This window comes from Actinospica acidithermotolerans, assembly GCF_018139625.1.
Taxonomy (GTDB): Bacteria; Actinomycetota; Actinomycetes; order Streptomycetales; family Catenulisporaceae; genus Actinospica; species Actinospica acidithermotolerans.
On sequence record NZ_JAGSOH010000008.1, the window covers coordinates 1 to 21,807 of the forward strand.

Sequence of the window (21,807 nt, forward strand, 5' to 3'; positions counted from 1 at the left end):
GCTCGGGATGATCAGTGAGGTGGCGGAACCGGGCAGCGCGGCCGCTTGGAGAAGCGCGCCGGATGGGCGCACGCTCTCCTCGCCGCGCTGGCGGACGAGCCGCTCCCGTCCCCACGCCGCCGGACCGCCGCTCCCGTCCCCACGCCGCCGGACCGCCGCTCCCGTCCCCACGCCGCCGGACCGTCGCTCCCGTCGCCCGTTGCCGGCGGATCGTCGGCCGCGGGGCCAGTCGTCCATGGTCGTGCTTGGTCCTGATGGTGTGAGTGGCCGCGGCTCTGGATTTCGTCACGAGCGCGATCGAGCACTGACCACCGGCCAACAAACGGGCCGTATCGGTATCAGCTCTCTTCTCGATGTGGGGTTAGTGCCTTACGGTGCACCTGAGGTGGTGCTGGGCAGCAGTGCGCCGGCGTCGACCTTCAACTGCTGGCCGGTCACGTAGCGCGAGGCATCCGAGGCGAGGAAGAGAACCGCCTCGGAGATGTCGGACGGATCGATGGTCGTCACGGGCATCTTGTGTGCGGCACGAATGCCCGGTGCTACGTCCTCCCAGGTCGGGTTCTCGAGGTCCGGCCGGAACAGCCGGTACAGCGCGTCGTGGTGGATCAGGGTCGTGTCGATGTTGCCCGGATGGATCGCGTTGACCCGGATCGACGCCGGCGCGAGTTGCAGGGCGAGATCGTGGACGAGTCTCGCCACGTGGCGTTTCGCGTGGGCGTACCCGGCGCCGCCGGGGCCGGCGGCCGGGCTGTCGACGGAGCCGGCGAGCAGCGCGGCCATCGATCCGATGCAGATCACCGACGCGCCGGGGCCGAGGTGCGGGTAGGCCACCTCAACGGTGTTGATCACGCCGACCAGGTTGACGGCGACGGTGTCGAACCATCCCTTCACCGGCACGTCAGGGCCCAGCGTCGTGATGCCCGCGTTGGCGACCACGACATCGAGCCGTCCGAGTTCGCTGACACCGGCGTCGACGGCCGCTGCGAGTTCGCGACGTTCCCGTACGTCGGCGACGCGCGCCACCGCGCGTCGCCCGTGCTGTCGGACCAGGCGCGCGGTCTCTTCGAGGTCTGACTCATGAGGCATCGCGTACGGGGCGGTGTCGATCTGCGCGCAGATGTCGACCGCGATGATGTCGGCGCCCTCGCTCGCAAGCCGCAGCGCGTGGCTGCGGCCCTGCCCGCGTGCGGCACCGGTGACAAGAGCGACCTTCCGCTCCATCGCGCCTGGCATGGCGGTTCCCTCCTTGCTCAGACCTCGACCGGGGTCGCGTCGTCCAGCAGGTCCTCGGCGGAGTGCAGGACCTCGCTGAACCGGTTCGCGCGCCAGTCGGCGAGCATCGCCTGGAACACGACCGGACCGGGCCGGTACTCGCTCGGCGTTGCCCGGTACTTGCCCTCGCCGTTGTAGAAGCCGGGCGTGCACGCGGCCTTGAACGCGACGATCACGTCGGCCTCGGGCGCGGTCACCTCCAGCAGTTCCGCGGACCAGGCGTCCTCCATCTCCCTGGTGGGCTCGATGTATGCGGCGCCCGCCTGCCTGGCGGCCGCGATCATCGCGGTCACGTGCTCGCCGTGCAGTTGCAGAATGTGCGAGAAGTTGACCGCATTCGGGCTCTGGACCGGCCCCATCTGGAAGAAGTTCGGGAATTCGTGGGTCATGTAGCCGTGCAGCGTCCTGAGGCCCTTCGACCAGACCTCCCGGATGGAGCGGCCCTTGCGGCCGATCACCGGTAGCGTGCCGGAGAGCACGGCCGTCATCCCGGCCTCGAAGCCGGTGGCGACGACGAGGACGTCGATCGGGTACTCCTGGTCGCCGACGATGACCGACTTCTCCGTGACCTGCGAGGGACCGCCGAAGTCCGCGGTGTCCACGAGCTCGACGTTCGGCTGGTTGAAGGCCGGCAGGTACAGGTCGGTGAACGTGGGGCGCTTGCAGGCGAAGCGGTACCAGGGCTTGAGCAGCTCCGCGGTCTTCGGGTCCTCGACGATCTCGTCGACGCGGGCGCGGACGGCGTTCATCACGCGGGCGTCGAGGTACTCCTCGTAGAGTTCGCGCAGCTCGCCTTCGAGCTCGGATACGTAGGTGCCGGTGTTGTGCCGGCGCAGCAGCCGCCAGTTCTCGGTCCAGCCGTCCTTGACGAGGTCCTCTTCGGGGTTGGCGCCGGAGACCATCGCCAGGAAGTTGTCCATGCGGCGTCGCTGCCAGCCCGGCTCGCCCGGCCCGATCCAGGTCTCGTCCGTCGCCTGGTTCCCCCGGAAGCTGACAGTGGAGGGCGTGCGCTGGAAGACGGTGACGCGCTCGGCGTACTTGGCGACCTCGGGCACGATCTGCACACCGGTCGCGCCCGTGCCGATGACCCCCACCCGCTTGCCCTCGAGGCCGGTGAGCGGCTCGCGCTCGCCGCCGCCGGTGACGGAGTAGTCCCAGCGGCTCGAGTGGAACAGCGCACCCTGGAAGTCCTCGATGCCGGGGATGTTGGGGAGCTTCGGCGTCGCCAGTCCGCCCGACGCCGCGATCACGTACGTGGCGGTGAACGCGTCGCCGCGATCCGTCCGCACGACCCACCGGCCGTCCTGCCATTCGATCCCGGTCGCGCGCGTGTGCATCAGCGCGTCGCGGTACAGGTCGAAGTGGCGGGCGAGCTTGTGCAGGAATTCGCGGATCTCATACCCGCGGCTGTACCGCTCCGTGGGAAAGCCGCCGATCTCCTCGAGCCGCGGAATGTAGACGTGGGACTCGATGTCCACGCGCAGCCCCGGGTACCGGTTCCAGTACCACGTCCCGCCGAAATCGCCGCCCTCCTCCACGATGCGCAGCGACTCGATCCCGGACTCCCGCAGCCGCGCCGCCACCGAGAGACCGGCGATGCCGCCGCCGATGACGAGCACTTCGACGTGGTCGTTCACGGCCTCGCGCGCTGCCACCGGGGTATGCGGGTCGACTCCGTACTTCGCCAGTTCGCCCGTCGCCCGGCGGTACAGCTTGCCGGCGTCGCCGCGCTCGCGCCGATCGCGTTCGAAGGCGTACTTCGCGCGGATCGCCTCGAGGTCGATCTCGGGGAACATGGCCTTGATGTCTTCAACGGTGGTCATGCGCAGTGGATCCTTTTTCGCTATGGATTGATCGGGTGATGACGAGGCGGTGGCGCGAATCGCTCCGCGCCACCGTTCACCTCAGGCCGGGACTCAGTGCGACGGCAGGACCGTCGCCCGCCGCCCGCTGTCGGTCTCGCCGGTCTCCGCCGTCTGCTCCACATCGGCTTCCCGGACCGGGCGGAAGAAGCTCACGGGGACGAGCGCGAGCACCGCGGCCACCGAGGCGGCGAGAATGGCGATGGGAACCCCTCGCTGCGGGCCGTGGCCGGTGACGATGCCGCCGAAGGCGGCGGCGCCGGTGATCGGCCCCAGGGTGAGCATCATCGAGACCGCCGCCGTGCCCGGAATCCGGGCCTTCGGGGAGAGCATGATCTGGGGAGCCGTCTGCACGGTGACGGTGGCGCCGGCGTTGTAGAAGCCCGCGACCAGCATGGCCACGTCGATGGTCCAGATGTGGATGCTGTGCGGCGCCGCCAGCATCCAGACGCCGAGACCGACCATGGCGACGACCTTGAACGCGGTCGAGGCGTAGATGACGCCGGCCGCCGAGCCCGCCCTGCCGATCCACCGGCCGAGGGTGGGGGCCAGGAAGAAGCCCGGGACCGCGAAGAGGGCACTCGCGAGACCCGCCTGGAACGCGGAGCCGCCCAGGACGTACAGGACGTAGAGCGGCACGAAGGCCAGGACGGTGAGCGCGGAGCCGGTGGACAGGAATGTCTGAATCGTCAGGGCCAGGCTGTTCCGGTCCTGGAAGGCGGTCGAGGAGATGAACGCCGCCCCCTTCTTACGCCGAACGACGAGGGTGAACCCGGCCAATGCCGCCGCGGAGACGGCGAAGCACAGGCTGTTGCGCCACCCGCCGTACGGCATCGAGCCGGAGCCGAGCGAAAGCGGGAGGATCAAGCAGGTGATGAAGACCGCGAGCAGCATTCCGCCGACCGTGTCGAAGCGCCCGCCGCGCTCGGCTATCGCCTCCCCTTCCGACTTCGAGACACGGGCGCCCAGAACGACGAGCAGCGCCGCCACCGCGAGCAGGGGACCCGTGATCCAGCTGACCGATCGCCAGCCCCAGAGGTCGATGATCTTCCCGATCGACAGCGGTCCCACGATCTGGCCGATCGACGAAGCCGTACCGACGAGGCCGAGCAGCACACCCGCTCGCAGCGCCGGGAACATGTCCCGGATCAGCGGCAGGCCCAGCACGTAGCTGCCTCCGGTGCCTATCGACAGGAATACGCCCGCGATCAGCACCCACCAGTAGCTCGGCGCGATGCCCCGTACCGCGATGGCCGCGACCTCGATCAGAAGGGCGCCTCCCAGCAGCGCCGGTCGCCAGTGGGGGTTGCGGGTCGCGAGATATCCGAGCAATGGGACGACCACGACGCCGAGTACTCCGCCGATCGCGGTCGCCAGCGCGTAGTACTTGGTGCCGCCGAGAAGCGCCAGGGAGACGGGCAGCGGCGTCGGATACGCGGTCGCGTCGGCAATCACGACGGTGAAGGCCAGGTAGACGCCTATGAGCGTCGTGACGCGTCTGGCTAGCGGTTGAGCGAGGTACGGGGAAGGCATTGACACTCCTTCGTGTCGATGAATGAGGAACCGTCAGCACGCCGCGGCCGGACCGAAGCCCGTCGCCCCACGCCGGGAACGTGGCGCGGCTCATACCGTAAGCAGTACGATAAGCCACACCGTTCTACTGTCAAGAGCTTGGAGCCCACCGGGTTGCGGGCTTACTCTTTGCCTCAGCGCCAGTATCGAATGGCTTACCGTATCTGTTAGGAGAACCGCCATGACAATGGAGTCTTACGAACCGCCCGTGCCCGCGCAGCCGAACGCCAGGAGGTACGTCGGCAAGGTCGCGTTCATCACGGGCGCCGCGCGCGGCCAGGGGCGTGCGGAGGCGGTTCGCCTCGCCGCCGAAGGCGCCGACATCATCGCGCTCGACCTGTGCGAGGACATCGCGACCACCACGTACCAGGGCTCGACGCCGGAGGATCTCGCCGAGACCGCGAACCTCGTCGAGAAGCTGGGCCGCCGGGTCGTGACGATCCAGTCGGACACCCGCGACTTCCGTCGGGTGAAGGAGGGGCTCGTCTCCGCCGTCGCCGAACTCGGCCGCCTCGACGTCGTCATCGCGAACGCCGGAATGACCTCGGGCGCGCTCTCCTGGGAGATCGACGAGGAGCACTGGGATGTGACGATCGGGATGAACCTCACCGGCGCGTTCCACACCGCCAAGGCGGCCATCCCGATCCTGCTCGAGCAGGGCACGGGCGGTTCGATCACCTTCACCGGTTCGGTCGCGGGACGTCGCGGACTGCCGTTCCTCGCGGACTACGTGGCCGCGAAGCACGGAGTCGTGGGCCTGTCGAAGGCGCTGGCCAACGAACTGGCTCCGCACTGGATCCGCTGCAACACGGTTCATCCGTTCGGCGTGCAGAGCGGCTTGCAGATGACGGAGATCACCGACTTGCTCAAGGAGCACGACGTCTACCGCCCGATGTTCAGCCCGGCGCTGCCGGCTTACATAAGCCAGCCCGAGGACATCGCCGCCGCCGTCGCGTGGATCGCCTCGGACGAGGCGCGGCACGTCACCGGGATCGAACTTCCCGTCGACCTCGGCCGCACCAACCGCTGATCCCGTACCCCGTATCTCAGGCCCCGGACGACCAGGCGGGTCGTCCGGGGCCTTCGGGCGCCCGCCTCTACTCGCTGAGATAGCCGTGCGCGCGGAACTCGCTCTTGCACGCCTCAAGCTCCGCGCGCAGCCAGCGGAAGAGGTATCCGTCGGAGGCGCCGTTGATCATCCGCGCGCCCGCGGCGATATGCGGGACCGCGCCCTTCGCCCCTCGGCCGCCTCCGGACCACGCGATCTTGCCGGCCTCGACGATCTTCTTGTAGGCCGTGAACACCAGCTCGTCGGCCTCCGGGGATCCGACCGGCACACCCATCTTCACGGCCAGGTCGCCCGGCCCCGGCATGACGGCGTCGATGCCCTCCACATTTAGAATCTCGTCGAGGTTCTCGTGGCCCAGCGGGGTCTCGATGAGAGCCGCGACGAAGATGTCCGAGTCGGTCCCGCGGATGGTGTCGAGGCGGCTCGAGTAGTCGTTCCAGCGGATCATCCCGTTCCAGCCGCGGTCGCCCTTCGGCCCGAAGCGGGCGGAGCGCACGAGCAGTTCGGCGTCCTCGGCCGTCTCGACCGCGGGCATCATGACGCCCGAAGCGCCGATGTCGAGAAGCTGCTCGATATCGCCCTGGGTCTTGTCCATCGCGCGCGCGATGACGGGCACGCCGTAGACGTTGGCGGCGTTGACGCAGGCCGCGAGCGACTCGATGCCTCGGCTTCCGTGCTCCGCGTCGAGGAAGACGAAATCGAAGCCGGCACTCGCGATCAGGCCCGTGTAGTCGTAGTGCGGAAGGTAGTGCCCAGCCCCGATCAGCACTTCCTTCCGGCTGAGCAGTTCGCGGATGGTGGGTACGTTCTTCATCTCAGGCTCCTTCGGACAGCGTGACCTTCATCTGGCCCGTGCGGGGCCGCACCGCGGCCTCGAACGCGGCCTCAGCGTCGGAGAACTTGTACGGCGACGCCAGACAGGCGTCGATCAGCTCCGGGAAGCGGACGAGGTACTCCTCCGCCGCCGCCAGCACCCGGCGACGGGCCGGCAACGCGGTCACCCCGGAGGTCAGCGTCATGTTCTTGCGCAGCAGCATGGTCATGGGGATCGGGTAGACGGCATCGTTGGGTATGCCGAAGTAGAAGACCCTGCCCTCGTACGCGGCCGCCTGGATGGCCGCCGTCATCGTCTCGACCTGGTGGCCGATGGCCTCGACGAGCAGATTCGGACGGTCCGCGTCGGCGATACCGGCGGCCCAGGTGCTCGCGTCCGCGTGTACGAACTCGTCGATCCCGAGGACCGTCCGGACATCGCTCCGGTCCACCCGGTCGACGCCGGTCACCTTCGCAGCACCTCGAGTCTTGAGGACGTGCGCGAACAGGGCGCCGATCGGGCCGACTCCGAGCACCGCGGCGTGCTTGCCCGTCACCTCGCCGAGTTGCTCCACCGCGTACAGCACACAGGCGAGCGGCTGCAGCAGGACGGCCGTGACCGGGTCGAGGCCGGGCGAATAGGCGTGCAGGCTGTGCCCGGCGGAGACGACGTACTCGGCCAGGCCGTTCTGGCCGGTGGCCCAGCCGACCACCGTCTCCCCGACGCGGATCGCCTCGTAGCGCGACTCGATCACCTCGCCGACGATCTCGTGCAGCGGGAAGCCCGCCGTCCCGGGAGCCACCGCGGGCGACCGGTGGCCCTGGAAGAACGGCAGATCGCTGCCGCAGATCCCGCCCGCGAGGACCCTGAGCAGCACCTCGCCCCCGGACAGCGCCCCGGGCGCGGGCCGCGGCACCTGCGACCACCGCAGACGGCCCGGCCCGGTCTGGGTCAACGCCCACATCGGCCCAAGAGACATGGGGACTCCTCATCGAATACGGCGTCGGTGGACGCACCGGATTTGAGTAGCATGCTACCAGCGGTAGCATGCTACTCATAGGTCTCAGTGGAAGTGCTTACCGGATCGCTTTCGGGTAGACTTGGCCTCCAGAACGGAGGGCGAAGACACCGCAATGGGCGCAACCACACCACGACGCACGCGTCGCTCTCGGGGCTCCATCGACGGGGAGATGATCCTTCGGGGCGCCTTCGAGGTGGCGCGCCGGGAAGGCCTCGACGGCATGAGCATGCCGGGACTGGCGGCCCATCTCAACGTCGGCGTCACCAGCATCTACTGGTACTTCCGCAGCAAAGAGGACCTGCTGCAGCACATGTATCTGAGCGCCGCGAAGTCGTTCCAGGGCCGACTCATCACGCCGGAGGGCTTCGCGCCCAGCGACTGGCGCAACTACCTCTCCCAGCTGTTCCGGCAGTACCGCTCGATGCTCGAAGTCGACGAACTCTTCGCGGAACTGCTGCTTCACCCGCTGGCCGGCCACAGCGGGGTGGATACCCCGTCCGCTTATGAGACCCTTGAGTCGCATATCGCGTACCTCGTCGCGGCGGGATTCACGCCGCGCGCCGCGTGGGACGTGTATGCCTGCCTCGTGATGTTCACGCGCGGCATCACGATCAGCGAAGGGGCCAGAAGGCGCTCGGGCTATCCGCCCGAGGGCATGGCACAGCTGTCCCGATTCGACGTCTCCGCGGCGCCGATCATCGCGCGCCTCGTCTCCGAGGAGGGAATCAGCATCGACATGTCCGGAGACACGTTCCTTCCCGGCTTGAACATGATCCTGGATTCCGCCGAGGCGAAGCTGGCCTCGGGCAGGTAGCCGGCCACGGTGCGAGCCGCACCTCTCGCACCGTGGCCGGGGTCCGTCGCCTGCCTCAGCCCGCGACGCCCGCGGTCATCGTCGCGAGCATCTGCCCGGTGTCGACCCGCAACTGCATGCCGGTGACGTACCTGGACTCGTCCGATGCCAGGAAGAGCACGGCGTTGGAGATGTCGAGCGGCTCGACCCACGGCACGCCCATCGGCGAAGTCGCCGCGAAGGCGGGGATGGCGTCTTCCGCCGTCGGGTTCTCCAGATCCGGGCGGAAGGTCTTGTACATCAGGTCGTTCTGAATCAGCGTCGTGTTGGTGTTGAACGGGTGCACGACGTTGACCCGGATCCTGCGGGCGGTGAACAGGCGGGCGATGTCGTGCGCGTAGCGCGCGACGGCCCGCTTCGCCGACGTGTAGCCCATCCCGCCGGGTCCCATCCGGTCGGTCGTGCCCTCCAGCATCGCGGCGGTGGAGGCCGTGATGATGAGCGATGCTCCGTCGGGGATGTGCGGGGCGACCGCGTCCACGGCGTTGACGACGCCCAGGAAGTCGACCCCGAAGACCTCGGTGAAGGCCGCGAAGTCCTCCCTTTCGAACGACAGGATGCCGGCGTTCGCCACCAGGACGTCGATGTGGCCGAACTGCGCCATGCCGGCGGCGGCCGCGTCGTTCATCTGACCCCGATCGCGCACGTCCGCCTTGATCGGGAGGATGCGCCGGCCGGTCGACTCGACGAGGCGGACGGTCTCGTCCATGTCCTCCTTCGTCGCCATCGGGTACGCGGCGGTGGGGATGTTCTCGAGGATGTCGACCGCGATGATGTCGGCCCCCTCCTCGGCGAGTCGCACCGCGTGGCTCCTGCCTTGGCCGCGTGCGGCTCCGGTGATGAAGGCGACCTTGCCCTCGACTCTCCCGGCCATATTCAGCTCCTTAATAGGGGGTCCGCGCTCAGCGGCCCGCGTCGATGTTCGATCCGCCGTCCACCATGAAGCTGTGGCCGGTCATATAGCTGGCGGCGTCGCTGGCCAGGAACACCGCGACCGAAGCGGTCTCGTTTCCGCCGGCGAACCGGCGCAGCGGGATCATCGCGCGCATGCGCTCCTTCGTCGCGTCGTCCGCGCCCGCCGGGCCCAGCAGCATCCCCGGGGTGTCCCAGGCGGCGGGGCAGATGGTGTTCACCCGGATCCCGTCCTGACCCCACTCGCGCGCGGCCACCCGCGTCGCCGCGCGAATCGCCTCCTTGGTCGCGGCGTAGGCGAGGTGCTCGGCATTGCCCTTGACGCCCGCGCCGGAGCCGACGTTGATGATGGAGCCGCCGCGCTCCTTGAGATGCGGGTAGGCGGCCTGCATGAAGTAGTAGGTGCCGTAGAAGCCGCTGTGGAGATGCGCGTGCAGCAGGTCCTCGCTCGTCTCCATGAACGGCGACGTGACCACGCGGAGGTTGTGCGCACCGTTGAAGACGATGTCGAGGCCGCCGAACTCCGCGACTGCCGCGGCCACCGCCGCCTCGACCTGGTCGCGCTTGCTCACGTCGCAGGTGATGCCGAGACCCGGTGCGCCGTGGTCGGCGAGCTCCGCGGCGACTTTGGCGGCGTTCTCGCCGTTGATGTCGATCACCGCCACGCGCGCTCCGGCCTGGGTCATCGCGATGGCGGTGTCACGCCCGACGCCCTGACCGGCGCCCGTCACGATCGCCACCTTGTCCTTCAGTGCCCCGTCCAGGAACGCGAGATTCCGCTCGGTCACGTCATCCTCCTCGTCAATATAGTGATACTTACCGTAAGCCGTACTGTATTTGATAGGCAGAACATGCTAGACCCGGTCGAACGAGGCGCCCGCGAACACGCGCGGTCCGCGGAGGGAGGCCTCTGCGCCGCCGTCGATGAAGATGGACTGACCCGTGATGTGCGTGTTCTCCTCGCTCGCGAGCCAGGCGAGCAGGTTCGCGACCACCTCGGGCCGACCCGGGCCGGCGAGCGGCATCGGGACGCTGCGCGCCATCACAGCGCGGCCTTGCTCGGTCGCCAGGAACGAGGCCGTCATCGGCGTGACGAACGTGCCCGGTGCGACGCTGTTGAGCGGAATCCCGGCGCCCGCCCACTCGTCTGTGATCGCGGCCGCCCGCACCCACTCGGCGATCGCCCGCTTGCTCGAGCTGTAGATGTACCCCGCCTTACCGTCCGCCACGAGCTGCCGAGTGAGCGTCGACACGGCGCCCTCGTCACCCTGGAGCAGGAGTTCGGTGAGCTCCGGGAGGTTCGGCATCACGACCGAGATCGAGGAGACGAGCACGGCTCGCGGCGCCGCGGATCCCAGCAGCAGCGGGCGCAGGCCCACCACGGCGTCGCGCGCGCCGAAGAAGTTGATCTCGGCTCCCAGCGGGTCCATCCCGCCGACGCCCGCGACCGCGATCACCGCGTCGAGCGCACCGCCCGTGGCAGCCGCGACTCGGTCGCCCAGAGCCGCGCGCTGCTCGGCCTGGGCCAGGTTCACTTCGATCTCGGCGCCCGCACGGTCGATGCCGACCACGCGGTGGCCCTGGCCTTCGAGTAGCTCCTTGGTCGCCTTGCCGATGCCCGAGGCGGACCCGGTGACTGCGTAGATCCTGCTCATGACTCTCCTTCATCGTCTGCTGTCTCGGCTCCGCCGAACTCCCGCTCGTGCTCGGCGACGCGGTCGTAACCGACCAACTTCATGTACTGCGAGGGCGTCAGCGGGTTCGGGTGGTCGGTGAAGTACCGGCTCGCGCGCCCGTCCTCAAGCGCCTCGCGCAGGGCCAGGGTCATGGCGGCGGTCGCGGCGTTGAACGCGACGAGCGGGACGATGACCCAGGTGAAGCCCACGTCGCGCAATTCGGACGCTGAGAACGTGCGGTCCACGCCGCCCACCGTGACAACGGGCCCGTCGATCTCGCGGACGATGCGCCGGTACCACTCCAGCCGCTCCGGCGGCGGAAGCTCGGCGAGCCGGCGCCCGTCCACCTCGACAGCGCGCACGAGCGGGAAGGCCACGTCGGCGCCGGCCTCGAGGAACAGGTTCGAGCGCTCGATGAGATCGTCGACGGAGACGGTGGAGTCGGTCCGTCCGACGACGAGGAAGTCGGGATCGGTCCTGGCGGCCAACGCGGCCTTCACGCGTCCCACGGCTTCGCTCTTGGGGATCACCGCGGGACCCTGCGCCCCGTTGCGCGTGATCGGGAAGGGCACGTCCTCGATGTGGATCCCGCCCGCGCCGGCCCGCTCGAGTTCACGCGTCGCCCGCAGGATGTCCTCCACTCCCCCGAATCCGGTGTCCAGATCCGCCAGGATCGGGATGTCGACGGCCGCGGTGATGCGCCCCACCTGGCTCGCCACCTCGGGCATCGTGTAGACCATGCCGGCGTAGGCGAATTGGCTGGTGTGGAAGGCGCCGCCGCTGAAGTGCAGGGACGAGAAGCCGACGTGCTCGGCGAGTTTCGCCGACCACGCGTCGAAGCACCCTGCGGAGAGCAGCCACCCGTCTCGCAACTGCGCCCGCAGCGTCGGCCGTTTCCCGGTCGATCCGGTTTCCTGGCTCATTTCCCGGGGATCCCGACGAGGATGTTCGACGTGACGCAGCCGTCGGGGCCGATCCGCCAGCCGTGGTCGACGGCGTTGATGACGGCGCAGTCACCCGGGCGCAGTTCGTGCTCTCCGTCGTCGAGCACGAGCCACAGCGAGCCGTCGATGACCGTGATCGTGTCTATCGTGTTCGTGTAGTGCAGCGGGCGCACCTGATCGGCGGGGAACCTGACGCGGTTCCACCGGGCGGTCCCGACGGGAATGCCGTAATCGCGGTACTCGCTCTTCCCGGCGGGGCGGACGGATGAATCCGTGAGTTCGAGATCGATGATGCTTGTGGAGTTCACGTCGGTCGCGGCGGGATCGTGCTGCCATTCCCTCCGATCGACGACACACGAGCGCCCGTCGCGCTCTCCTGCGACGATCATCTGCATGCGGGCTCAGACCTTTCCCTGACGTGCGCTCATGGCGGCGAACATGGACATGTGCTCGTAGGCAAGGCCTGTGTGCAGATCCTCCGCGAACGCGCGGCGCCACGGCTGGTTCAAGGCGGCACGCGTGTTCTGCAGCGCCCACAGCGGCAATTTCGCCCACTGCCGCGCGAGTTCGAGCGCGCGCGGCATCAGCTCTTCGCTCGGCAGCACCTCGCCCGCGACGCCGACTTCGAACGCTTCCTTGGCGTCGATGGTGCGCCCGGTCAGCAGGAAGTGACGCGCGCGGTTGATGCCGATGAGGTTGGTCCAGACGATCTGCATTCCGTCGGCCGGCGGGATGCCCTGGACGATGTGGGCCTCGTCGCGGAACTCGGCGGTGTCTGAGATGAGAACGACGTCGGCGAGCAGCGGCAGCTCCGAGTGGGCCACCACCGGGCCGTTGACGGCGGCGATCACCGGGATCTCCAGCGCGACGAAGTTGCGCAGCATCCGAGCGCCGTCGCGGTAGAGGCGAACGAGGTAGTTGGGCCCGTCGATCTTGCCCTGGCGCAGGAAGTCCTCGGTGTCGACGGCCGCGCAGTACGCGTCGCCGGTGCCGGTCAGGACGACCACCCGGTTCTCGTAATCGCCGTTGACGTACTCGAACAGCTCACCGAGATCGTGGTGTGTTCGCTCGTCCCAGAGGAAGGGGCCGCCGTTCTTGTGCAGGCGCAGGGTCAGCACCCCGTCCTCGCGCTCGATGTGCACGGTCGGGTAGCGGTCGATGTAGTCGCTGAGCGAACTCATGGAAGCTCCAGATTTCGAGCAGGGCGGCCGGCGATTGCGCGCCACGCTCCTGGTGCGGGCGACGTCGCCACGGGAAGTCCGGCCGGATCCGCGGATCCGCGTGATCCTTCGTCGGCCATCGGGCCGAAGATAGCATGCAGATGCCTATCCGGTAAACCTTACGATTAGGCAGTCTATAGCGCCTGTCCAGCGGCGAAATCCCCCGGACACATCTGGCGGATGACCGGAGGTTATGAGTAGCATGCTACTCATGCCTGCTGACTCAGTGACGAGACTGCTGCGCGCCGAGGGTCTCGACGTGCAGGACGACGCCGGGACCAGGGCGCGCTACTCCTCGGACGCGTCGCTCTACCGGATGCCGCCCATCGCGGTCGTCCGTCCGCGAACGACGGCCGAGGTGGCCAGCACTCTCGCCGTCGCCCGCGAGACGGCGACGCCGCTCACCGCTCGCGGTGCCGGGACGTCCGTCGCGGGCAACGCCGTCGGACCGGGCATCGTGCTCGACTTCTCCCGGCACCTGAACCGGGTCCTGAGCGTGGACCCGGAGGCGAGGACCGCGATCGTGCAGCCCGGCGCCGTCCAGGCGGTGCTCCAGGCGGCCGTCGCGCCGTACGGCGTGCGCTTCGGCCCGGACCCGTCGACGCACTCCCGGTGCACGATCGGCGGAATGATCGGGAACAACGCGTGCGGATCCCGATCGCTCGCCTACGGCCGGACCTCGGACAACGTGCTCGGCCTCAAGCTGCTCACCGCCGCCGGCGAGGCGCTCGAAACCGGCTACGCGGACGGGAGACCCTACGTACGCGGCGGCGAGGACCTCCTCGATCGCGTACGCCAGGTCATGCGGCGCAACCTCGCGCCCGCGCGCACGGAACTCGACCGCTTCGGGCGGCAGGTATCCGGCTATGCCGCCCAGCACCTGCTGCCCGAACGGTTCGACCTGACCAAGGCCCTGGTCGGCTCGGAGGGCACGCTCGCCGTCGTCACCGAGGCCACGGTCCGGCTGGTGAGCGATCCGTCGACGCGCATGGTCGTCGCGATCGGCTTCGAGACCATCGTCGCGGCCGCCGGCGCGGCACCGTCGGTCGTCGCGCACGGCCCCACGGCCTGCGAAGGCCTCGATTCGCGGCTGGTCGACGTACTGCGGGCGCGTCGAGGCGAAGGCGCCGTGCCGCCGCTGCCGCGCGGCGGCGCGTGGTTGTTCGTGGAACTCTCCGGCGACGACGAGCAGGAGGTCCTCGATCGCGCGAAGCGGCTTGCCGACGCGCAGTTCGGGCTCGACGCGCTCGTCATCCGCGAACCGGAGCGGCAGGCGAGGCTGTGGCGGATCCGCGAGGACGGTGCGGGACTGGCAGGGCGCTCACCGGCCGATCTGCCTGCTTGGCCGGGCTGGGAGGACGCGGCCGTCCCACCCAGCATGCTCGGCTCCTACCTCGCACGCTTCGACGAACTGGTGGACGAATACGGCCTGACCTCGGCCCCGTTCGGACACTTCGGCGAGGGCTGCATGCACGTGCGCCTCGACTTCCCGCTCGGCCGGCCCGACGGAATCAGCGTGATGCGTTCCTTCATGACCGACGCCGCGGCCCTGGTCGGCGAGTTCGGCGGTTCGCTCTCGGGCGAGCACGGCGACGGCCGGGCCCGCAGTGAACTGCTGCCGCACATGTACTCCCCCGAGGCGATCGCCTTGTTCGGCGCGGTGAAGGCAGCCTTCGATCCCGACAACCTGCTCAATCCTGGAGTCCTGGTCAGCCCCGACCCGATCGACGCCAATCTGCGATTGACCGGCCGCTTCCCGATCCAGCGGTCGCTGGCCCTGGCGTATGCGCACGACGGCGGCGACCTTGCGCAGGCGGTCCATCGGTGCACCGGCGTGGGCAGATGCCGCGCCGACAACTCCGGTGCCGGTGGCGTCATGTGCCCCTCGTACCTTGCGACCAGGGAGGAGAAGGACTCCACGCGCGGACGTGCACGAATCCTGCAGGAGGTCGTGCGCGGTGAACTGCCCTGGGGAGCGCCCGCGGTGCGGGACGCGCTGGATCTGTGCCTGTCCTGCAAGGGCTGCTCCTCCGACTGCCCGACCGGCGTCGACATGGCGGCCTACAAGTCCGAGGTTCTCCATCAGACCTACCGCCGACGGCTGCGCCCGCGCTCGCACTACTCGCTCGGGAAGCTGCCGATGTGGTCGCGGCTCGCCTCCCGCACTCCTCGCCTCGTCAACCTCCTGATGAGACTGCCGCTCGTCGGCCGCCTCGCCCTGTGGGCGGCGGGGGTGGACTCGCGGCGATCCGTTCCCGCCTTCGCTCCCCGGACCTTCCGCCGCGGCTTCCGGGCAACCGCAGGCGGCGGCACACCCGTGCTGCTGTTCGTCGACTCGTTCTCGAACTCCTTCGACCCGGCTGTCGCCGAATCGGTCGTCCGCGTACTGGAGAGCGCCGGGTACGCGCCATACCTGCCGGAACGTCAGGTGTGCTGCGGACTGACGTGGATCACAACGGGACAGCTGGATTCCGCCAAGCAGATCCTGGCCGAGACCGTTCGCCGGCTGGCCGACGCCGCGCGCGCCGGCGTGCCCATCGTCGGCGTCGAGCCGTCCTGCACCGCCGTGCTGCGCTCGGACGTTCTCGAACTGCTCCCCGAGGACCGGGACGCCGCTCTCGTCGCAGCGTCGGTCCGCACCCTGTCCGAACTGCTTTCCGCGACCGACGGCTACCGGCCGCCGGACCTTGCCGGGCTCCAGGTGATCGCCCAACCGCACTGCCATCATCACGCCGTCCTCGGGTGGGATGCCGATGCCGCGTTGCTGGCACGAACAGGGGCGAAGGTGCGCCGGCTCGCCGGATGCTGCGGGCTGGCGGGCAACTTCGGCGTCGAACGCGGGCACTACGAGGTCTCCGTCGCGGTAGCGGAGCAGAACCTGCTTCCGGCACTCGACGACGCACCGAACGCGGTCGTGCTCGCCGACGGCTTCTCCTGCCGGACACAGGTCGCGGATCTCCGCGGCCGACCGGCACTCCACCTCGCACAGTTACTCGACCCCAAGGAGATTCCCCATGTCTAGGACCTACGTCATCACAGGTACCGCCTCCGGCATCGGAAAGGCGACCAAGGAGCTGCTTGAAGAGGCCGGGCACCGGGTGATCGGGATCGGCCGCCGCGACACCGAGATCATCATCGACCTCGCCGATCCCGCGCAGCGCGCGACGATGGCGGACCGTGTCGCGGAGGCGTCGGGCGGCGCCGTCGACGTGGTGATGGCGGTGGCCGGCTCGGTGACGACGTCCCCCTCGGACGTGCAGGTGAACTACTTCGCCGCGCGGGAGACCGTGGAGAGCCTTCGCCCGCTGCTGCTCAAGTCCCCGGCGCCGCGCGCCGTGGTCGTCTCATCGATCTCCGCGGTCCACCCCGACGACCCCGAGCTCACCCAGGCGCTGCGCGACGACGATGAAAAGCTCGCCATGAGCCTGGCCGCGCGCAACACCGAGCAGGGCACCGGCGGATACAACTACACCTCCAGCAAGCGGGCGATCTCGGAGTGGGTCCGCAGCGCCGCCGTCGCCCCCGAATGGGCCGGTGCCGGCATCCCGCTCAACAACGTCGCGCCCGCGACCTTCATCACCGGACTGACCGAGAAGATCGTCACCACCCCCGAAGGCCGCGCGATGCTGGCGAAGACCACTCCGATGCCGCTGCACGGCCCCGGGGAGGCCGTCGTCGTCGCCCGGCTGCTCGCGTGGATCACGAGCGAGGCGAACACGCACCTCACCGGCCAGGCGGTCTTCATCGACGGGGGCTGCGAAGCGGTCCTGCGCGGTCCGCGGGTCTTCGGCAAGGAAATCTGAGGAGCGGGATGTTCAGCAAGGTCCTCGTCGCCAATCGCGGTGAGATCGCGGTCAGGGCCTTTCGGGCCGCCTACGAACTCGGGATCTCGACGGTCGCCGTCTATGCCTGGGAGGACCGGTGGTCGATACACCGGCAGAAGGCGGACGAGGCGTATGTCATCGGAGTGGAGGGCCGCCCCGTTCAGGCCTATCTCGATGTCGACGAGATCATGCGCGTGGCGAAGGAGTCGGGCGCGGACGCGATCTACCCCGGCTACGGCTTCCTCTCCGAGAATCCGGATCTCGCCCGCGCATGCGCGGCGAACGGGATGGCGTTCGTCGGCCCTTCGGCCGAGGTCCTCGAGATGGCCGGCGACAAGGCGACGGCCAAGCGGTACGCCATCGCGGCCGGCGTCCCGGTCCTCGGCTCGTGCGCGGCCACGGACGACGTAGGGGAGCTGATCGCGGCGGCCGAGGAGATCGGGTTCCCGGTCTTCGCGAAAGCGGTCGCCGGCGGCGGCGGGCGCGGCATGCGGCGCGTCGAGAAGAGCGCGGACCTGCGTCCCGCATTGGAAGCGGCGATGCGCGAGGCCCGCGGTGCCTTCGGCGACGCGCGCATGATCATCGAGCAGGCGGTGCTGCGGCCGCGCCACATCGAAGTCCAGGTGCTCGCGGACGCGGCCGGCGAGATCGTCCACCTCTTCGAGCGGGACTGCTCGGTGCAGCGCCGGCACCAGAAGGTGGTCGAGATCGCACCCGCGCCGAACCTGCCGGCCGACATCAGGTCGAGCCTGCATCGCGACGCGATCGCGTTCGCCAGGTCGATCGGCTACGTGAACGCCGGCACCGTCGAGTTCCTCCTCGACACCGTCGGCGACCGCGCGGGCCGGCACGTGTTCATCGAGATGAACCCGCGCATCCAGGTCGAGCACACGGTCACCGAGGAGGTCACCGATGTCGATCTGGTCGTCGCCCAACTGCGCATAGCCGCCGGAGAGACCCTCGCCGACCTCGGCCTGAATCAGGACACGATCAACCTCCGCGGGACCGCGATCCAGACCCGGATCACGACCGAGGACCCGGCCGAGGACTTCCGCCCGGACACCGGCCGGATCACGACGTACCGCTCCCCGGGCGGCGCCGGGATCCGGCTCGACGGCGGAACGGTCGCGGCCGGCGTCCACATCTCCCCGCACTTCGACTCGATGCTGGTCAAGTGCATCGTCCACGGCCACGACTTCGCCGCCGCGGTCCGCCGCACGCGTCGCGCGCTCGCCGAGTTCCGCATCCGCGGCGTCGCGACGAACATCCCGTTCCTGCAGGCCGTCGTCGACGACCAGGACTTCGTCCGCGGCGACGTCTCGACCGCCTTCATCGACGAACGGCCGGACCTGCTCAGGGCCCGAAGGTCCCAGGACCGGGCGAGCCGCATCATCCAGTGGCTCGGCGAGACGACGGTGAACCAGCCGTACGGCGACGGCTCCGGGCTCGTAGACCCGGCGACCAAACTGCCGTGGTTCGACGCGGCCGCATCCGCACCGGAAGGCTCGCTGCAGCGCCTACGCAGCCTGGGTCCCGCGGGTTGGGCCAGGCACCTCCGTGAACAGACCGCGCTGGCCGTCACCGAGACGACGTTCCGCGATGCGCATCAGTCCCTGCTCGCGACCAGGGTCCGCACCCGGGATCTCGTCGAACCGCTGCCCGCGGTCGCACGGCTCACACCGCAGCTCCTGAGTGTCGAGGCCTGGGGCGGGGCGACCTACGACGTCGCCCTCCGATTCCTGGGCGAGGACCCCTGGCATCGACTCGCCGCGATGCGCGAAGCCCTCCCCAACATCCCGATCCAGATGCTGCTGCGCGGACGCAACACGGTCGGGTACACGCCGTACCCGACCCGCGTGACGGCCGCCTTCGTCGAGGAGGCCGCGGCCTGCGGCGTGGATGTGTTCCGCATCTTCGACGCGCTCAACGACATCGAACAGATGCGGCCCGCGATCGAGGCGGTCCTGGCGACCGGCACGACCGTGGCCGAGGGCGCGATGGCCTACACCGGCGACTTCCTCGACCCCGCCGAGACCCTGTACACCCTCGACTACTGGCTCCGGCTCGCGGAGCGCCTGGTCGAGTCCGGCGTGCACGTCCTCGGAGTCAAGGACATGGCGGGCCTGCTCCGCCCGGAAGCCGCGGCGCGCCTGGTCGCGGCCCTGCGAGAGCGCTTCGACGTGCCGGTTCACGTCCACACGCACGACACCGCGGGCGGACAGCTCGCGACACTCCTCGCGGCCTCGGCCGCCGGCGCGGACGCGGTCGACGCGGCCAGCGCCCCGATGGCGGGCACGACCTCGCAGCCCTCGCTCTCCGCCCTCGTGGCCGCGCTCGCCCACACCCCCCGCGACACCGGGATCCCGCTGGCCGCGGTCTGCGCGCTCGAGCCGTACTGGGAGGCGGTCCGAGCCGTCTACCGGCCGTTCGAGTCCGGTCTTCCCGGGCCGACCGGCCGGGTGTACCGGCACGAGATCCCGGGAGGGCAGCTCTCGAACCTCCGCCAGCAGGCGATCGGCGTGGGACAGGGCCACAACTTCGAAGCGGTCGAGAACTACTATGCCGCCGCCGACCGGATACTCGGCCGGATCCCGAAGGTGACCCCCTCGTCGAAGGTCGTGGGCGACCTCGCGCTCGCCCTCGCCGCGGCGAAGGCCGACATCGCCGAATTCGAGGCCGGCCCGCAGAACTACGACCTCCCGGCGAGCGTCATCGGCTTCCTCGCCGGCGAGCTCGGAGATCCGCCGGGGGGCTGGCCGGAGCCGTTCCGCACGAAGGCGCTCACGGGACGCACCGCCACGATCGAGGTCGGACGGCTCAGCCCCGAGGACGAGGAGGATCTCGCCGACTCCGGACCCCGGCGCAGAGCGGCCCTGAACCGACTGCTGTTCCCCGGTCCGACCCGTACCTACGAGCAATGGCGTGACACGTACGGCGACCTGGCCTCGCTCGGCACGCTCGAATACCTCTACGGCCTGCACGCCGACGACGAGCGTACGGTGCGGCTCGAGCGCGGAGTCGACCTCTTCGTCGGGCTCGAGGCGGTCGGCGAGCCGGACGCGAAGGGCATGCGGACCGTGATGCTCACGCTGAACGGTCAGCTCCGCCCGGTCCTGGTCCGCGACACATCCATCAGGGTCGATGCGCCCCGGGCGGTGAAGGCCGACCCCGACGTGCCGGGGCAGATCGCGGCGCCGTTCACCGGCCACGTCACACTGCGGATCTCGGTCGGCGACGCGGTCGAGGCGGGCCAAAGACTCGGGAGCATCGAGGCGATGAAGATGGAGTCCGCCATCACCGCACCGGTCGCCGGCACCGTCCGGCGCATCGCCGTCGACGGCACAGCGCCGGTGGAGCCTGGTGACCTGCTCCTGGAGATAGCATGACGCGGTGAGCGATCGCGAGAATCTCCAAGAGCGAGCCTATGTCTTCCTTCGCGACGCGATCGTCTCCGGCGAGCTCGAGGACGGCTCGCAGCACTCCATCTACCAGCTCGCCGAGCAGCTCGAGATGTCCCGTACGCCTGTACGGGATGCGGTGATCCAACTCGCGGAAGCGGGCTTCGTCACCGTGCAGCGCAACCGCGGCTTCCGGGTCCACGGGCCGACCGTCGAGCGGCTCCGGGACATCTTCGAGCTGCGCTTGCTTCTCGAGGTCCCGGCCACCTTCTACGCGGCCGCGAGCGGCGGCGACGAGTTGCCGGAGAAGCTGCGGACGGCGACGTCCGGCATGACGACGGCGTTGGCCGAGGGCGACATCCTCGGCTATCTCCTCCACGACCGCGCCTTCCACGAGCACATCGCCTCGGCAGTCGGGAACCGGCGGCTGAGCTCGACGCTGGAGGGCCTGCGGGAAGTCGTGCGGGACCCCGGAGCGTCCTCGAGCTTCGGCGTGCGCGACCCCGGCACGGTCATCGAAGAACACGAAGCGATCGCTCGCGCGATCGCTCAAGGAGACTCCAGGCGATCCGCCGAGGCGATGCGAGAGCATCTGGTGCTGACCGGAACGGTTCTGATGGATCGCCTCGCCCAGAGCAGAGGCGAGTCGGCGGACCCGGATTGGTCGACGCGCCTCGCCGGCGCATTCGCGCACCAGGGAGTCTAGGCAGCGGGCGGAGCGAGCAGCAGCGGCAGATAGACGTCGTCGACGATCCCGGTGATGACATCGTCCGGGATCGGGGCGCCGTAGAGAAGGTAGTGGTTGCGCAGCAGATCGGTGGCGACGGTGACGCGCCGCGAGTCCAGGAGCCATGGGCCGAGCTCGCCGCGATCGACGGCCCGCTGCAGTACGAGCCTGATGGCTCCCGGACCGGCGGTGCGAACGCGTTCGCGGACCAGACGGGCGAACTCAGGGTCGTTCATCAGGTCGGCGATCAGTCCGCGCAGCACATCTCCGCGGTGGCCGGTCAGGTGGTCTGCGTTCTGACGCATGACGGTGAGCACATCCGTGCGCAGAGACCCGGTGTCCGGCGGTTCCTCGTCGTCGATCTCGCCCGCCGTGCAGGCATCGACCACGAGTTCGGCGCGTCCGGGCCAACGGCGATAGAGCGCGGCCTTGCCGGTGTGCGCCCGAAGAGCCACCCGCTCCATGGTCAGCCGGGCGTATCCGACCTCGGCGAGTTCCTCGAGCGTCGCCGCGAGGATGGCCTTCTCCAACTCCCGGCCCCGGCGACGGGAGCCACCACGCATGATTTCGGCCAATCTTCCAGCGCTCCTTGTGCCTCTCGCGCGATCAGCTTAGCCTCCAGATAGTGAACGCACCGTTCACT

The 21,807-nt window shown here is 69.3% G+C and carries 18 protein-coding genes; 6 read left to right on the forward strand and 12 right to left on the reverse strand.

Translation table 11 applies throughout. From position 1 onward, the window contains the following. Positions 1-369: 369 nt before the first annotated feature. The 3 genes from KDK95_RS05060 to KDK95_RS05070 all read right to left on the reverse strand — a co-directional run bounded on the left by KDK95_RS05060 (position 370) and on the right by KDK95_RS05070 (position 4,667). Positions 370-1,233, reverse strand: coding sequence for a mycofactocin-coupled SDR family oxidoreductase (locus KDK95_RS05060; RefSeq protein ID WP_212516824.1), 864 nt, complete (start codon positions 1,231-1,233; stop codon positions 370-372). Positions 1,234-1,250: 17 nt separating this feature from the next. After that, positions 1,251-3,095: a flavin-containing monooxygenase gene (locus KDK95_RS05065; RefSeq protein WP_212516825.1), complete on the reverse strand. Its 1,845-nt coding sequence runs from the start codon at positions 3,093-3,095 to the stop codon at positions 1,251-1,253. A 93-nt stretch (positions 3,096-3,188) separates the two neighbouring features. After that, on the reverse strand, positions 3,189-4,667 hold the full coding sequence (locus tag KDK95_RS05070) for an MFS transporter (protein WP_212516826.1): 1,479 nt from the start codon (positions 4,665-4,667) through the stop codon (positions 3,189-3,191). A 220-nt stretch (positions 4,668-4,887) separates the two neighbouring features. On the opposite strand from KDK95_RS05070, the gene KDK95_RS05075 reads away from it, so the two are divergent. Further along, positions 4,888-5,736 carry a mycofactocin-coupled SDR family oxidoreductase gene (locus KDK95_RS05075; protein ID WP_249160355.1) on the forward strand — a complete coding sequence of 283 codons (849 nt, stop codon included), beginning with the start codon at positions 4,888-4,890 and terminating at the stop codon, positions 5,734-5,736. Positions 5,737-5,803: 67 nt separating this feature from the next. On the opposite strand, the gene KDK95_RS05080 is transcribed toward KDK95_RS05075, so the two are convergent. Next, entirely contained in the window at positions 5,804-6,589 is a 786-nt protein-coding gene (locus KDK95_RS05080; RefSeq protein ID WP_212516827.1) for an HpcH/HpaI aldolase family protein, read from the reverse strand. Between the two features lies 1 nt (position 6,590). Then, positions 6,591-7,568: a zinc-dependent alcohol dehydrogenase gene (locus KDK95_RS05085; protein WP_212516828.1), complete on the reverse strand. Its 978-nt coding sequence runs from the start codon at positions 7,566-7,568 to the stop codon at positions 6,591-6,593. A gap of 211 nt (positions 7,569-7,779) precedes the next feature. Between KDK95_RS05085 and KDK95_RS05090 the strand changes: the two genes are divergently transcribed. Further along, positions 7,780-8,424, forward strand: coding sequence for a TetR/AcrR family transcriptional regulator (locus tag KDK95_RS05090; protein ID WP_212516829.1), 645 nt, complete (start codon positions 7,780-7,782; stop codon positions 8,422-8,424). A 55-nt stretch (positions 8,425-8,479) separates the two neighbouring features. Here the strand turns inward: KDK95_RS05090 and KDK95_RS05095 are convergent, their stop codons facing one another. The 6 genes from KDK95_RS05095 to KDK95_RS05120 form a co-directional block, all read right to left on the reverse strand. Continuing rightward, entirely contained in the window at positions 8,480-9,337 is an 858-nt protein-coding gene (locus tag KDK95_RS05095; protein ID WP_212516830.1) for a mycofactocin-coupled SDR family oxidoreductase, read from the reverse strand. A 28-nt stretch (positions 9,338-9,365) separates the two neighbouring features. Beyond that, on the reverse strand, positions 9,366-10,163 hold the full coding sequence (locus KDK95_RS05100) for an SDR family NAD(P)-dependent oxidoreductase (RefSeq protein WP_212516831.1): 798 nt from the start codon (positions 10,161-10,163) through the stop codon (positions 9,366-9,368). Between the two features lie 66 nt (positions 10,164-10,229). Further along, positions 10,230-11,030, reverse strand: a complete 801-nt coding sequence (locus KDK95_RS05105) for an SDR family oxidoreductase (RefSeq protein ID WP_212516832.1) — start codon at positions 11,028-11,030, stop codon at positions 10,230-10,232. Next, entirely contained in the window at positions 11,027-11,974 is a 948-nt protein-coding gene (locus tag KDK95_RS05110) for an isocitrate lyase/PEP mutase family protein (RefSeq protein WP_212516833.1), read from the reverse strand. Before KDK95_RS05110 ends, KDK95_RS05105 begins: the two co-directional genes overlap by 4 nt. Continuing rightward, positions 11,971-12,390: a cupin domain-containing protein gene (locus KDK95_RS05115; protein WP_212516834.1), complete on the reverse strand. Its 420-nt coding sequence runs from the start codon at positions 12,388-12,390 to the stop codon at positions 11,971-11,973. The genes KDK95_RS05110 and KDK95_RS05115 overlap by 4 nt, the downstream gene beginning before the upstream one ends. A gap of 6 nt (positions 12,391-12,396) precedes the next feature. Then, positions 12,397-13,176 carry an enoyl-CoA hydratase/isomerase family protein gene (locus KDK95_RS05120; RefSeq protein WP_212516835.1) on the reverse strand — a complete coding sequence of 260 codons (780 nt, stop codon included), beginning with the start codon at positions 13,174-13,176 and terminating at the stop codon, positions 12,397-12,399. Between the two features lie 250 nt (positions 13,177-13,426). On the opposite strand from KDK95_RS05120, the gene KDK95_RS05125 reads away from it, so the two are divergent. The 4 genes from KDK95_RS05125 to KDK95_RS05140 are packed head-to-tail and all read left to right on the forward strand — an operon-like array spanning position 13,427 to position 21,143. After that, positions 13,427-16,237 carry an FAD-binding and (Fe-S)-binding domain-containing protein gene (locus KDK95_RS05125; protein ID WP_212516836.1) on the forward strand — a complete coding sequence of 937 codons (2,811 nt, stop codon included), beginning with the start codon at positions 13,427-13,429 and terminating at the stop codon, positions 16,235-16,237. Beyond that, positions 16,230-17,018, forward strand: a complete 789-nt coding sequence (locus KDK95_RS05130) for an SDR family oxidoreductase (protein WP_212516837.1) — start codon at positions 16,230-16,232, stop codon at positions 17,016-17,018. Before KDK95_RS05125 ends, KDK95_RS05130 begins: the two co-directional genes overlap by 8 nt. A gap of 8 nt (positions 17,019-17,026) precedes the next feature. Then, positions 17,027-20,425, forward strand: coding sequence for a pyruvate carboxylase (locus KDK95_RS05135; protein WP_212516838.1), 3,399 nt, complete (start codon positions 17,027-17,029; stop codon positions 20,423-20,425). A 4-nt stretch (positions 20,426-20,429) separates the two neighbouring features. After that, complete coding sequence (locus KDK95_RS05140) at positions 20,430-21,143, forward strand: GntR family transcriptional regulator (protein ID WP_212516839.1); 714 nt, start codon at positions 20,430-20,432, stop codon at positions 21,141-21,143. Here KDK95_RS05140 and KDK95_RS05145 read toward each other — a convergent pair. Beyond that, complete coding sequence (locus KDK95_RS05145) at positions 21,140-21,727, reverse strand: TetR/AcrR family transcriptional regulator (RefSeq protein WP_212516840.1); 588 nt, start codon at positions 21,725-21,727, stop codon at positions 21,140-21,142. The two genes, KDK95_RS05140 and KDK95_RS05145, sit on opposite strands and share 4 nt — an antisense overlap. Positions 21,728-21,807 lie beyond the last annotated feature (80 nt).

Excerpts from the sequence above, each read along its gene's own strand:
- KDK95_RS05080 (WP_212516827.1), bottom strand. The coding sequence starts at position 6,589 with ATGAAGAACGTACCCACCATCCGCGAACTGCTCAGCCGGAAGGAAGTG.
- KDK95_RS05120 (WP_212516835.1), bottom strand. The coding sequence starts at position 13,176 with ATGAGTTCGCTCAGCGACTACATCGACCGCTACCCGACCGTGCACATC.
- KDK95_RS05065 (WP_212516825.1), bottom strand. The coding sequence starts at position 3,095 with ATGACCACCGTTGAAGACATCAAGGCCATGTTCCCCGAGATCGACCTC.
- KDK95_RS05075 (WP_249160355.1), top strand. The coding sequence starts at position 4,888 with ATGACAATGGAGTCTTACGAACCGCCCGTGCCCGCGCAGCCGAACGCC.
- KDK95_RS05105 (WP_212516832.1), bottom strand. The coding sequence starts at position 11,030 with ATGAGCAGGATCTACGCAGTCACCGGGTCCGCCTCGGGCATCGGCAAG.
- KDK95_RS05145 (WP_212516840.1), bottom strand. The coding sequence starts at position 21,727 with ATGCGTGGTGGCTCCCGTCGCCGGGGCCGGGAGTTGGAGAAGGCCATC.
- KDK95_RS05095 (WP_212516830.1), bottom strand. The coding sequence starts at position 9,337 with ATGGCCGGGAGAGTCGAGGGCAAGGTCGCCTTCATCACCGGAGCCGCA.
- KDK95_RS05090 (WP_212516829.1), top strand. The coding sequence starts at position 7,780 with ATGATCCTTCGGGGCGCCTTCGAGGTGGCGCGCCGGGAAGGCCTCGAC.
- KDK95_RS05085 (WP_212516828.1), bottom strand. The coding sequence starts at position 7,568 with ATGTCTCTTGGGCCGATGTGGGCGTTGACCCAGACCGGGCCGGGCCGT.
- KDK95_RS05130 (WP_212516837.1), top strand. The coding sequence starts at position 16,230 with ATGTCTAGGACCTACGTCATCACAGGTACCGCCTCCGGCATCGGAAAG.
- KDK95_RS05060 (WP_212516824.1), bottom strand. The coding sequence starts at position 1,233 with ATGCCAGGCGCGATGGAGCGGAAGGTCGCTCTTGTCACCGGTGCCGCA.
- KDK95_RS05125 (WP_212516836.1), top strand. The coding sequence starts at position 13,427 with ATGCCTGCTGACTCAGTGACGAGACTGCTGCGCGCCGAGGGTCTCGAC.
- KDK95_RS05110 (WP_212516833.1), bottom strand. The coding sequence starts at position 11,974 with ATGAGCCAGGAAACCGGATCGACCGGGAAACGGCCGACGCTGCGGGCG.
- KDK95_RS05135 (WP_212516838.1), top strand. The coding sequence starts at position 17,027 with ATGTTCAGCAAGGTCCTCGTCGCCAATCGCGGTGAGATCGCGGTCAGG.
- KDK95_RS05070 (WP_212516826.1), bottom strand. The coding sequence starts at position 4,667 with ATGCCTTCCCCGTACCTCGCTCAACCGCTAGCCAGACGCGTCACGACG.
- KDK95_RS05115 (WP_212516834.1), bottom strand. The coding sequence starts at position 12,390 with ATGCAGATGATCGTCGCAGGAGAGCGCGACGGGCGCTCGTGTGTCGTC.